This window comes from Paenibacillus sp. H1-7, from assembly GCF_022354825.1.
In the GTDB taxonomy this organism is placed as follows: Bacteria; Bacillota; Bacilli; order Paenibacillales; family NBRC-103111; genus Paenibacillus_S.
The window spans coordinates 4,594,915-4,607,238 of record NZ_CP031168.1 but is presented as its reverse complement, the minus strand read 5'-3'; the positions used below and the strand labels follow the sequence as shown (position 1 = coordinate 4,607,238).

10 protein-coding genes are annotated in these 12,324 nt (G+C 48.0%); 8 read left to right on the top strand and 2 right to left on the bottom strand.

Features of this window, described 5'->3' with window-relative positions; all coding sequences use genetic code 11:
• Nucleotides 1-25 precede the first annotated feature (25 nt).
• The 8 genes from DVH26_RS20425 to DVH26_RS20390 all read left to right on the top strand — a co-directional run bounded on the left by DVH26_RS20425 (nt 26) and on the right by DVH26_RS20390 (nt 11,110).
• Nucleotides 26-1,828 carry an ABC transporter ATP-binding protein gene (locus DVH26_RS20425; protein ID WP_239624720.1) on the top strand — a complete coding sequence of 601 codons (1,803 nt, stop codon included), beginning with the start codon at nt 26-28 and terminating at the stop codon, nt 1,826-1,828.
• Nucleotides 1,825-2,817: a nucleotidyltransferase domain-containing protein gene (locus DVH26_RS20420; RefSeq protein ID WP_239624718.1), complete on the top strand. Its 993-nt coding sequence runs from the start codon at nt 1,825-1,827 to the stop codon at nt 2,815-2,817. Before DVH26_RS20425 ends, DVH26_RS20420 begins: the two co-directional genes overlap by 4 nt.
• A 298-nt stretch (nt 2,818-3,115) precedes the next feature.
• On the top strand, nt 3,116-4,657 hold the full coding sequence (locus DVH26_RS20415; RefSeq protein ID WP_239624715.1) for a sulfatase family protein: 1,542 nt from the start codon (nt 3,116-3,118) through the stop codon (nt 4,655-4,657).
• A gap of 513 nt (nt 4,658-5,170) precedes the next feature.
• Complete coding sequence (locus tag DVH26_RS20410) at nt 5,171-6,139, top strand: ABC transporter permease (protein WP_345774072.1); 969 nt, start codon at nt 5,171-5,173, stop codon at nt 6,137-6,139.
• Between the two features lie 19 nt (nt 6,140-6,158).
• Nucleotides 6,159-7,025 carry a carbohydrate ABC transporter permease gene (locus DVH26_RS20405; protein WP_239624709.1) on the top strand — a complete coding sequence of 289 codons (867 nt, stop codon included), beginning with the start codon at nt 6,159-6,161 and terminating at the stop codon, nt 7,023-7,025.
• A 55-nt stretch (nt 7,026-7,080) separates the two neighbouring features.
• Nucleotides 7,081-8,622, top strand: a complete 1,542-nt coding sequence (locus DVH26_RS20400) for an extracellular solute-binding protein (RefSeq protein ID WP_239624706.1) — start codon at nt 7,081-7,083, stop codon at nt 8,620-8,622.
• A gap of 84 nt (nt 8,623-8,706) precedes the next feature.
• Nucleotides 8,707-9,633: a TauD/TfdA dioxygenase family protein gene (locus DVH26_RS20395; RefSeq protein WP_239624704.1), complete on the top strand. Its 927-nt coding sequence runs from the start codon at nt 8,707-8,709 to the stop codon at nt 9,631-9,633.
• A gap of 73 nt (nt 9,634-9,706) precedes the next feature.
• Nucleotides 9,707-11,110, top strand: coding sequence for a sulfatase (locus tag DVH26_RS20390; protein ID WP_239624701.1), 1,404 nt, complete (start codon nt 9,707-9,709; stop codon nt 11,108-11,110).
• 181 nt (nt 11,111-11,291) lie between these two features.
• Here the strand turns inward: DVH26_RS20390 and DVH26_RS20385 are convergent, their stop codons facing one another.
• Nucleotides 11,292-11,714 carry a DUF1259 domain-containing protein gene (locus DVH26_RS20385; RefSeq protein WP_239624698.1) on the bottom strand — a complete coding sequence of 141 codons (423 nt, stop codon included), beginning with the start codon at nt 11,712-11,714 and terminating at the stop codon, nt 11,292-11,294.
• Nucleotides 11,715-11,761: 47 nt separating this feature from the next.
• Complete coding sequence (locus tag DVH26_RS20380) at nt 11,762-12,181, bottom strand: DUF1259 domain-containing protein (protein ID WP_239624696.1); 420 nt, start codon at nt 12,179-12,181, stop codon at nt 11,762-11,764.
• Nucleotides 12,182-12,324 lie beyond the last annotated feature (143 nt).

The window sequence follows — 12,324 nt, the reverse complement described above, 5'->3', positions numbered from 1 at the left end:
ACACTTATACTGGAGTGTCCCTTACATGGAACAGATCAGACTTCGCATCATCGGTTTAGTGAAGCCTTATTTTTCGATGGACAGCGTCATCAGGATGTACCGGTTTTTATGGCCGTACCTTCTTCGTCGTTGGAAAGCCTATTCGGTGCTCTTTGTCATCTTTTGTTTGGATGTTACCTCAACCCTTGTCTTCGCCTGGTATTTTGGCGCTCTAACGGATGCGGCCATACGTACCGATTTTGATCAGTTGAAATGGCTTGTTGCTCTGGGAACAGTGCTAATAACGGTTAGTGTAGGGATAACCTTTCTGAATACTTTTGCAGAAACGGTAGCCACGAACGGGGTCAAAAGAGACTTGGAGGTTCGACTATATAAGCACATTCTGCTGCTAGCCACACCCAGCATGACAAAATACCGTTCGGGAGATCTGATTTCACGTTTCACTAATGATATTCATAGTCTAGACGGTGTGATCGGAAGCAGCCTGATCGAGTTGGTCAAGCTTCCGATCATCTATTTGGCCGTATTTATTTATTTGTATCAGTTGAACAGTACTATTGCTTTATTTAGTATTTTCGTAGCCCCTATAGCTCTATCCTCAGGGGTAGTGTTCGGTTTTCTTCTCCGCCGCAACGGTAGACTCATTCAGCAATTACTCGGGAATATGAGCAGCCTGCTTAACGAAACGTTCCAGAGTCATATTGTCGTTCGCTCGTTCATTATGGAACGATTATTTTATAAGAAATATGGCGATCAGAACAATCAACTTTATGGGCTGGAATTACAGAATGCCAAATTGCGGGGATGGTTTCAATCGGGAGGGTACGCGGTCAGCTCCATTGTTTTTCTGAGCAGTCTCTGCTTAGGTGCCTATTTCATTTCTAACAGCACGATGTCGGTCGGTTCATTATTGACCTACTTAAACCTTGTCAACCATTTGGTCTACCCGCTTACTGGCTTTGCCGGGCTATGGGCCGGTTTCCAAAGATCCGTATCGGCGATGGAGCGAATTTCTACGATTTTTGAACAGCCTGTCGAGTGTACCGAGCTGCCGGAATACTTGCCGCCCATACGGTTAATGAAGTTCATCCGATTACAGAATCTTTCATTCGGCTACGAAGAACAGCACCGTTTGTTCGATCGTTTCGATTTGCAGATCCCGGCAGGGAAAGTAACAGCTATCGTAGGCCGAAGCGGCGCAGGGAAAACAACGTTGTTTCACCTGCTTCAAGGGTTTTATAAGCCTCAATCAGGTAGCATATGGATCGATGATCGCCAGGCGGAATCGCTTAGTTCTTCAGAGCTCAGAAGCATCTTCGCTCATGTCTCTCAAGATCCCTTTCTATTCGATGGGACGATAAGAGAAAACCTGTCCTATGCCCGACCGGGTGTAACGGACGCGGAAATGAAGCAAGCGGCCGTACATGCCCATATTCATGATTACGTGGTATCCCTCCCGGACGGCTACGATACACAAATTGGGGAAAGAGGAGTCCGTTTATCCGGAGGACAAAAGCAAAGATTAACCATTGCCCGTGCCATACTGAAAGATGCTCCTGTTCTGCTGTTGGATGAGGCGACATCCGCTTTGGATACGGAAACCGAACAGCGTGTGAAGTCAGCCTTGGAGCAATTAATGAAAGGCCGTACTACACTTGTGATCGCCCATCGATTAACCACAGTTCAGCATGCCGATAACATTATCGTCTTGGAGAAGGGGAGCATTGTCCAAACCGGCTCCCATAAGGAGCTCATGGCTCAGGATGGACTGTATCGCCAGCTGCATCGTATGCCGCTTTTAACGGAGGAAGGGGCGACAATCTTTTGATTATTCCCATGCTTCAAGCATTATATGACCCGCGATCGATGCTACCCTTGCCGACCGATTCAGCCTTCTATGAGCAAGCCAAAGAGGATATTGCCTTCTTCGGAATAAGTTCACAAGTTTATTATTTGTTAAAAAAGCGGGGGCAGTTGGACCAAACGCCACTATTCTTTCGAACTTGGTTGGAACAGAGCTATACAGAAGCCCTGTATTTAAATCTCTTTATTGAGCGCCAAATGCATCAAATCCTGAGTCTCTTTGAGGAACAAGGGATCGAGGTCATTCCGCTTAAAGGAGTCTTATTGGCCGAACGATACTTTGGACATGTGGGGGCAAGAGCAACCTCGGATATTGATTTGCTAATTCATCCTTCCGATCTTGAAAGGGCAGTCAATTGGATAAAATCACTCGGATTTATATTGGAGCAGGAGAGGATCCCTTCACATTTTCATATAAGCTACAGTAAACCTCTGCCTAACAGTCCGATTCCTTTGACTATTGAGCTCCATTGGGATTTGCTGAAAGAAAGAACAGCCAATTTAAATATCAATGAATTCTGGGAAGAGGCACGTCCCTTAGAACCATATAAGCATATCAAGGAATTATCATCATATCATACGTTTTATTTGATTTGTCTTCATGGCTGGAGACATAATTTGGATTCTTTAAAGTACTTTATCGATATGATTCAAATGATTCATGTTCTGCAGGATGAATTGGACTATTCGATTTTTTTAAACAATGCCGCTTCCCATAAAACTCTGAAAAGAATCACCAGGACAATAGCGATTGTCTATCACTACTTTCCGCATTTGACGCGAATCAAAGAATTCCCTGTTAAATCAACGAGGCTATGGTGGGAATACGAGGCAGTAAGACAACAGAATGACAGAACTTTGAAGCAATATGTGAACTGGATTTATTACGAATTATTTGATTTTGATTCGATGAAACATACATTGTGGGCCATGGTTGGATTAATTTCAAGGTAGTTTCTCCACAGGATAAACTGTCGTTTCGGAGAAACCGCAGCCGAGGAAGCCTTCCTGCAGGATGGCGGCGCCATATAAATACGCCCTAGCAGTGTGGGTGAAAATACCGAGGAGTTGGAGTTGACATATGAGGTATTAAGTGATATTTTTAAAAAAAATCACATTATTCCATAAAAAGGTTATGATATAAAAGGCTGGCCGGTCAACCGGAAGCGTGGAGCTGGAACAGTTCCATGCTTTTTTCTTTTTTACAATGCAGTCGGTCGATTTTCATTCTACAGTAGGACGGTGATTTCGTTTGAATATTGTATTTGCTTTTGCGGATGATTGGGGCCGCTATGCTAGCATTTATGCGGAGCACGAAGGACCGGAATCTATCAATCGATTAATTCATACGCCGCATATTGATCGGATTGCTAGAGAAGGCGCGCTTTTTAAGAATGCTTCAGTCCCCGCACCGAGCTGCACTCCATGCCGCAGTTCGATACTATCAGGCCAGTATTTTTGGCAGACAGGATTGGGAGCGATATTGATTGGAGCAGTGTGGGATGAGCAAATACCCTCATACCCACTTGAACTCGAAAAGGCCGGCTATCACATCGGGCACACCTATAAAGTATGGGCACCAGGCAAAACAAATAATGCACCATATGGTGGCCTGCGTACGGCTTACTCTTCGTACGGTAATCGTTTCAATCAGTTTTCCCATCGAGCGACAGCGCGAGCCATAGAAATCGGCGTGGATGCTGCAAAGAGAGAGCTGCTGGACGAGGTTCGTAAAAATTTTGATTCCTTTATCGACTCACGTCCGGTGGGTAAGCCGTTTTGTTATTGGTGGGGCCCCACCAATACTCATCGAACTTGGGAACAGGGGTCAGGCAAGGCGTTATGGGGACTGAATCCGGATGATTTGCAGGGACGCATGCCCGTTTTTTTGCCGGATGTTCCCGAAGTGCGGGAGGACTTCTGCGACTACCTCGGCGAGTGTCAGGCGTTTGATGCCGGACTCGGCGTCATTCTTCAGCGTTTGGAGGAAATAGGGGAGCTGGATGACACACTTGTTGTCGTGAGTGGCGATCACGGGATTCCAGGGATGCCGAGAGCTAAGTGTAACCTGTACAATATTGGATGTGAAGTCGCACTGACTATGCGCTGGCCGGGTCATATTCAAGCAGGCCGAGTGATCGAGGACTTTGTGAATCTAATGGATCTCGCCCCTACGTTTATGGAGGCGGCAGGAGCTGAGGTGCCGAAATCCATGAGCGGACGAAGCTTAATGAAGATTTTGCTTAGTGAGCGGAACGGTCAGGTTGACAGTAAACGTACTTTTGTTATCACAGGGCGAGAAAGACATGTTAACAATGCTCGGGAGGGAGACCTGCCCTATCCTCAACGGGCTATTCGAACACAAGATTACCTTTATATAATAAATTTTGAGCCGGATCGGTGGCCTATGGGCGACCCGAAGGGCTTAGATCAGCACGATGCCGTCGCCCCCACGTATGAAGAGCTAACAAATAACACCCGGATAGCCTATGCTGATATGGACGCAAGCCCAACCAAAGCTTGGATGATTCACCATCGTAATGAGAATCAGGTTAATTCACTCTTCAAACTTGCGTTTGATAAGAGACCAATCGAAGAACTGTATGACTTGAAGAACGATTCTTACTATATGCACAACGTGGCCGAAGAGCCGCAATATGCAGAAGTGAAACACAATTTGAAAACAGCATTGATGGCTGAGTTGTTCCACCAGCAAGACCCTCGAGTAATCGAGTCGCCTTGCAGATTCGAACAAGCGCCTTATGCCGGCAAGCTCCAGTCTTTTCAATTATGAGCACCATGATACCAGCCCAGTGGTAGGGGGTTGTAGGGGATTATTCAATTATCACGGATTAAGGAATAGTGCCTTAAACGATAAAGTTGATTGAGTAGTAATAGAGCAGTTGTCTCGGAATCCTGTAACCAAATATTTATTTAAAACGCGGCTGCCGGTATGAATCGGCGGCCGTTTTACGCATAAGGGCAGTTATTTGAGCTGACCATTTACCGGCGGCCGGAGTCGAGTGGCGGAAAAGTTAAGAGTTTCGGTCTTTTTTGTAATTCAGCGGGGCTTCAATAATTTGAAAAATAGCATTGACAAAAACGAGGTATGGGTGCTATGATCCATTTATCGAATTCATAGTAAACAAATAGGATTAAAGTGTATTTAACAAACTTCATATGCCCGACAGTCTACTGGTCAACCAGAGACACGACATTATCTATCCAATGTTGTGTCTTTTTTTGTTCCTCATACTGGCGAAAGCATAAGCTTTTTACTTACAAGGGAGGGATGGACGGCGTGTCCATGGTCAACAGTAATTATCGGGTCGAAACCGCAAAGCGCACCCCGAGCCAAGAGATAGGCAGCAAGAAGAAGCTTTGGCGTTACATATGGTTCCATCGTTATTTATATTTAATGTTGGTTCCGGCGCTGGTGTATTACTTGATATTTCACTACATTCCAATGTACGGCGCGATCGTCGCGTTCAAAGACTTCAGCATTACGAAGGGCATTCTCGGCAGCGACTGGGCGGGCTTCAAGCATTTCGCCTACTTGTTCTCTCAGGATAAGTTTTGGCAGGTGATCGAGAACACCGTCATCATTAGCCTGTATCGGCTTACCTTCGGATTTCCTGCGCCGATTATCGTCGCTTTGCTTCTGAATGAGGTCCGATCCAGGCTGTTCAAGCAGACGGTTCAGACGGCCATATATCTGCCGCATTTTATTTCATGGGTCATTCTCGGAGGCTTGCTGCTCAATCTGTTGTCAACTGACAATGGGGTCATTAATAACATCATCAAAGCATTCGGCGGGGAGCCTGTCGGCTTTATGAGTGATGAATCTTATTTTCGCAGCACGCTCGTATTCTCGATGATTTGGAAGGAATTCGGTTGGAACACGATCATTTACATGGCGGCATTGGCGGGAATAAATCCCCAGCTGTATGAAGCGGCATTGATCGATGGAGCGAACCGGTGGCAGCGGCTGCTGCACGTGACGCTTCCGCTGATGCGGGGTACGATTATCCTGCTGCTGATCTTGCGCCTCGGCGGCATTATGGAAGCCGGCTTCGAGCAAATTTTCGTGCTGTATCACCCCGGCGTCTACAGCGTCTCGGATATTATCGATACGTACGTATATCGCATCGGTTTGACCGAAGGACGGTTCAGCATTGCGGCGGCGGTCGGATTATTCAAGTCGTTGATCAATTTCGTACTGCTCATCCTGGCGAACCGGTTAGCAAGGATGATGGGAGAGCAGGGCGTATATTAATGAAGAAAGAGGAAGCGATATGCACCGTACAGGAACCGCAGGCAAACTGTTTGACTCCTTCAATTACGTGCTGCTAGCATTGCTGGCACTCATTACGCTTTATCCATTCTGGGATACGCTCATCGTTTCGATAATCCCGCTGGATGAATATTTGAACGCGAGCATCCATCTGATTCCGAAGAACCTCACCTTCGGATCGTATGAATACTTGTTTTCCATGAAAGAACTATGGAACTCCTACGGCGTGACGCTATTCGTAACGATTGTAGGCACAGCCGTCAATATGCTGCTTACGGTCACGGCCGCCTATGCGCTGTCGAGAAAGGAGCTCAAGGGCTACCGCGTCATCATGTTTCTCATTGTATTTACAATGATGTTCAGCGGAGGTATTATTCCGACCTACCTTATCGTCAAAAACCTGGGAATGATGAACACCGTCTGGGCGTTAATTATTCCGAGCGCTATCAATACCTATAATTTGATCATCATGAGAAACTTTTTTTCTTCGCTGCCCGACGGCTTGATCGACGCTGCACGAATCGACGGCTGCAATGACTTGGGCGTATTGTTCAAAATTGTCATTCCGCTTTCCATGCCGGCCATTTCGACGATTACGCTGTTCTACGCTGTGTCGCGCTGGAACGAATTTTTTAACGCCGTGTTCTTTATAAGCGACAAAAATTTATGGCCGCTGCAGCTGTTCCTGCGAAGCATGCTGTTTGAGAACGAATCGTCTTATTCCGGCGGCGGAGACAGCCTGTTCTTGCTGGGGCCATCCATTAAGATGGCGACGGTGATGGTGGCGACGATCCCGGTTATGCTCGTGTATCCTTTTTTTCAAAAATATTTCGTTAACGGGGTCATGATCGGCGGGATCAAGGAATAACCAGCCAGATCAACATCAATAAAAAAATGAAAAGTGATGGTGGAGGAAACGTACTATGGGGACTAACAAAGGAACGTGGAACAAATGGATTGCAGGCGCAAGCGCAGCTTCTTTGCTGCTGGCGGCAGGCTGCTCGAATAAGCCGGCGAGCTCCGAGGCGGGCAGCGCGAACGAGCCTTACGAGCTGACGTACTTGACGACGGGGGACCAGGGCGCAAAACCCCTGCAGCCGAACGACCGCATAATAGCGGAAATTAACAAACGGCTCAACATTAAGCTTACCGTGAAAATCGTTCCGGAATTTTCATATGACAAAATCAATGTAGCGATCGCGAGCGGTGACTTGCCCGATGTCGTCACGACGCAATATCCGTCCGAATCGGTATCGCAGTGGATCAAGGAAGGCATTATTGTGCCGATCAACGATTACTTGAAGGATACGCCGACGTTAAAAGGAAAGCTGGAGGGTGACTTGAAATGGACGGCCATCGACGGCAAGTTTTACGGATACCCGTTCATCAGTGGCGTAGAGAAGTCTAATTACACGCTGCAGTTTAGGCAGGATTGGCTCGATAAGCTCGGACTAAAGCCGCCACAAACGCTTGAAGAGCTGCATACCGCACTCAAAGCGGTCGTGGAGAAGGACCCGGACGGGAACGGCAAGGCGGACACTTATGGCTTTATTACGAATAAGCCTAACGCAGGAGACGCGCTAACGGCTTTCGATTTTGTGTTCTACGCTTATGGCTTGCCGTATGGAGACTATGCCAAGGATGACAATGGAAATATCATTCCTAAGTTTGAGCACCCTGCTTTCAAGAAAGGCTTGGCCGATTTGAGAAAATGGTATGACGAGAAGCTGATCGACCCGGAATTTATCGTATACGATCGGCCGACTAAGGAGCAGAAGTTTTTCCAAAGCAAGGCGGGCTTTATGGACGGACCGTTGTTCCGTCATGTGAGCCGAATCGAGGGCAGCCTGCAGCAGGTCATTCCATCGGGAAAACTCGGCTACACGGCACCGCCAACCGGACCGGAAGGGAAGCAGGGGATGGCGACGAAGTCGAAAAACGCCTTGTTTACCTCGGTAACGAAGAGTGCGAAAAACCCGCAAAAGGCGGCGCAATTTATCGACTTCTTACTGTCCAAGGAAGGGCGCGAACTGCTTCAGCTAGGTATCGAGGGCGTCCACTATACGAAGCAAGGCGATAAACTCAACTACAACGAGCCGGAACGTGAAAAAGACGGCTTTGCCCCGAACGGCTGGGCGCATCCGATCGCCTGGGGCAACGTCACCTGGCCGATCGACGAGAGCTATTTGCCGCAAACGGAGCCTAGAATCGAACGAGCGCTCGATTCGGTACAAGTAGCTTCCAAATACATTATGCCGAATCTGGTTAACAAAAAGACCGACGCCGAAATCGAGTTCGGCAAAGCGGCCAACGAGGTTTTCAACCAATATTTCGTTAATTTGTTAAACGGCAAGCTCGACGTCGACAAAGGCATTGCCGAATTGGGACAAAAATGGCGTCAAGCCGGCGGAGACAAGATTTTGAAGGCCGTCACAGAAGAATACAAGAAAAACGGCGGCAAATAGACCGGATACAAGATAACAGAGTGTGACTGTGTGTTTACTGCCGAAAGGCATAATATAATCGTCTATTTGAGAGGAGAATTTCATATGAGTGAAGTAGTAGCTAGTCAGGATCGCCCCTTGCAACTGCCTGATCGAGGCCTGAAGAGCGGCCCGCGCATCGTTCGCCGTCTGCCGGAAGGGGTAGAGCCGCAGCCGTACACGCTGTTCACCGTTAAGCCGCTCGGTCCGATCATCGGCGCGGAAATCGAAGGAGTGGACCTAAGAAGTCCGGTAACGCCGGAGCTGCAAAAGGAATTGAACCGCGCTTTGCTCGAATGGAAAGTGATCTTCTTCCGAAATCAGCATATTACAAGCGAGCAGCAGCGGGCCTTCGCCCAGCTGTGGGGCGAGCTGGAAACTCACCCGTTCCTGCCGGCAGGGGATTCGGAAGCAGTCGTCCGATTCGCCAAAAACGAGAATGCCGTCGGCAGGGAAAACAGCTGGCACTCGGACGTGAGCTGGCGGCTCAACCCTGCGCTTGGCGCAGTGCTTCGGCTCATTGAAGTGCCGGAGGCGGGAGGAGATACGCTGTGGGCAGACATGGGAGCCGCTTACGACAACTTGCCTGATGAAGTGAAACAGCGCATCGACAGCCTGACGGCGATCCATGATTTTACACATGTCTTCGGCGTGAGATTGCCGGAGGATCAACTTGCTGTGAAACAAATCGAGTTTCCGGCAGCCGAGCATCCGGTTGTACGTACTCATCCGGAAACCGGGCGGAAGACGCTGTACGTGAATCCGAACTTTACGGTGCGCATTGTTGGATTGGACGTCGAGGAAAGCGAAGAGCTGCTGCAGTATTTATTCCTGCAAGCGCAAATTCCCGAATACCAGGTGCGTTTCCGCTGGGAAGCGAACTCTATCGCATTCTGGGACAATCGAGCCACGCAGCATTATGCCGCATCGGACTACTATCCAAGCCCCCGCATTGCGGAGCGGGTTGCTATTGTCGGAGATCGTCCTTATTAATAGAAGCAAGTAATATGAGCAGGGAGCTGGCGGTATGCCGGGTTCCTTTTGCTATTGAGGGGAGCGCTTAACATTGACGAATTCTGCAAGAAAACCGAACATCATTTTTATCTTGATTGACGATATGGGCTGGACCGATCTTGGATGTTACGGCAGCACATTTTACGAAACGCCGCATCTGGACGCGCTGGCCGCCGAAGGAGTGCGATTCACGGAGGCGTACGCCGCCTGCCCGGTATGCTCCCCGACACGGGCAAGTATTATGACGGGCAAATATCCTGCAACGCTTGGCGTAACAAACTGGATCGGAGGAAAGGCGCAGGGCAAGCTGATCGATTCGCCTTACGTCAACCATCTGTCCTTGGAAGAAAAATCGATCGCCACAGCACTCAATGAGGGCGGCTACCGTACATGGCATGTGGGCAAGTGGCATCTAGGCGGACGTGAGTATTATCCCGACAAACACGGATTTGACGTAAACATCGCGGGCTGCGATTGGGGCGCACCAAAGAATGGATACTTCAGCCCATACGGGATCGAAACGCTGGAGGAAGGGCCGGAAGGCGAATATTTGACAGACCGGTTGACGGACGAAGCCATCCGGCTCATTCGGCAGAACGACGGTTCGCCGTTCTTCCTGAACTTATGGCATTATGCGGTACATACGCCAATCCAGGCGCATCCGGATCTGAGCCGGAGATTTGCAGCGAAAGCGAGAGAACAGGGACTGGACGAAACTGAGTCGGTCGTGCAAGGGGAACTGTTCCCGTGCGAGCATAAAAAGCATTTGCATGTGCAGAGGCGAATCGTCCAGTCCGACCCGGTCTATGCGGCAATGGTGCACAATCTTGACGCAAACGTCGGGAGGCTGCTCGAAGCGTTAAAGGAAACAGGGCAGGACGAGAATACAGTGATTATCTTCACCTCGGATAACGGCGGCCTATCTACCGCGGAAGGGTCGCCGACCAGCAACCGTCCGCTGCATGAGGGGAAGGGATGGATGTATGAAGGCGGTGTCCGGGAACCGTTCATCGTCAAGTGGCCCGGTGTCAACAAGCCCGGGACGGTTTGCGACATTCCGGTGACAAGTCCTGATCTGTACCCGACGCTTCTGGACATTGCCGGATTAGCACCGCTTCCCGAGCAGCATGTGGACGGCTGCAGCCTGGTTCCTTTGCTGCAGGGAGAAGGCTCGTTAGAACGTGAAGCGATATACTGGCATTACCCGCATTACGGCAATCAGGGAGGAACCCCGGGTTCGTCCATTCGTATGGGCTATTACAAACTCATCGAGTTCTTTGAAGATGGACGGCTTGAACTGTATGATTTGAGAAACGATATCTCCGAGACGCACGATTTGTCATCACAGCTTTCAGAACGGACACAGCTTATGCAGGACAAACTCAGGCAATGGCGTGAGCGCGTCGAAGCTAAGATTCCGCAGGAGAATCCGGATTTCATTCCGTGGCTTTTGTAGGCTAATGGTGTCATGCTCATAGCCTTTCGGAATTTGGCAGTCGTGTTGTGCGGCTTTATCATCCCTGGAATCCATAAGCGCAGGTGAAGCTTGATCAGTTGAACATTCAAACAGCGATAAGACTTCCTTCCTAAAAGCTAAAAAACCATCGAAATAACATTTCGATGGTTTTTATAATTAGCTAACCCAGAAAAGCGATAGAACGTTTTACTTTCTTTGCAAATTCAATAGGATTATCAATCGACTCCCAATGAATATACATAAGACGCGGATTTTCGAACAGCCAGTGATTATGAACCGCTGTTACTTTAATCCCGTTATTGCGAAGATTTGAGAGCAAGCGGTTTACTTGGTTTTGGAAAAGAGCCGTTTCCCCTAAACAGAGTGCGCGCCCCGACTTGTCCAATGATTCAAACGAAAACAGCTGATAACGGACTAAAGGAGATGTTGTACGTCTTCCTAAAATAGCTGCGTTTACTCTTCTATTTCTAGTAACAAAACAAACCGGACCTTTTGTAATTTCATGCTCGGTTCCACCTAGTATGGTTGAAAATTGATCACATAGTCTTCTAAAGGCAGGACTTACCTTTACTTGCTCCGTCATATGAAATCATCCTTTCATAATAAGATACGAACAAAACTCAAAAGCAATTAACCCAAGAATGCAATGGACTCTTTGGTTCTTCTCGCAAAGACGACTGGATTCATGATTGCTTCCCAGTGCATATACATTAATCGAGGATTTTCTTTTAACCAGTGATTATGAATTGCTGTCACTTTTATCCCGCGTTTACGGAGGTTCGTTATTAAACGATTAACCTGATCTTGATGAACGGCAGTCTCACCCAAGCAAAGAGCACGACCCGAACTATCTAGCGATTCAAATGAGAACATTTGCATTTGAACTAGAGGGGATTGCGTTCTTCTTCCTAAGATCGTTTCTTTTAAATTCGTCATTCGCGTCACAAAACAAACCGGACCTTCTTCAATTTCCGATTCGCCTCCTAAGATTTTGCCAAATTGCATACAAAGTTTTCTAAATTGCGGACTTACTTTCACTTGTTGTGCCATATAAATCCTCCTTTAGTCATGTTCACCATAACGTATGATCAAAGTAGTAGAGAGAATTGGACCAATCACTATTGTTTAAAAAAATGTACGAATTCCATAGACCAGAAAAAACACGGAAAAAAGCACTCTGAGCGTAGAGTGCC

Bases quoted from the DNA above. Each gene is read 5' to 3' on its own strand.
- DVH26_RS20425 (WP_239624720.1), top strand. From the start codon at position 26: ATGGAACAGATCAGACTTCGCATCATCGGTTTAGTGAAGCCTTATTTT.
- DVH26_RS20405 (WP_239624709.1), top strand. From the start codon at position 6,159: ATGCACCGTACAGGAACCGCAGGCAAACTGTTTGACTCCTTCAATTAC.
- DVH26_RS20380 (WP_239624696.1), bottom strand. From the start codon at position 12,181: ATGGCACAACAAGTGAAAGTAAGTCCGCAATTTAGAAAACTTTGTATG.
- DVH26_RS20400 (WP_239624706.1), top strand. From the start codon at position 7,081: ATGGGGACTAACAAAGGAACGTGGAACAAATGGATTGCAGGCGCAAGC.
- DVH26_RS20385 (WP_239624698.1), bottom strand. From the start codon at position 11,714: ATGACGGAGCAAGTAAAGGTAAGTCCTGCCTTTAGAAGACTATGTGAT.
- DVH26_RS20410 (WP_345774072.1), top strand. From the start codon at position 5,171: ATGGTCAACAGTAATTATCGGGTCGAAACCGCAAAGCGCACCCCGAGC.
- DVH26_RS20395 (WP_239624704.1), top strand. From the start codon at position 8,707: ATGAGTGAAGTAGTAGCTAGTCAGGATCGCCCCTTGCAACTGCCTGAT.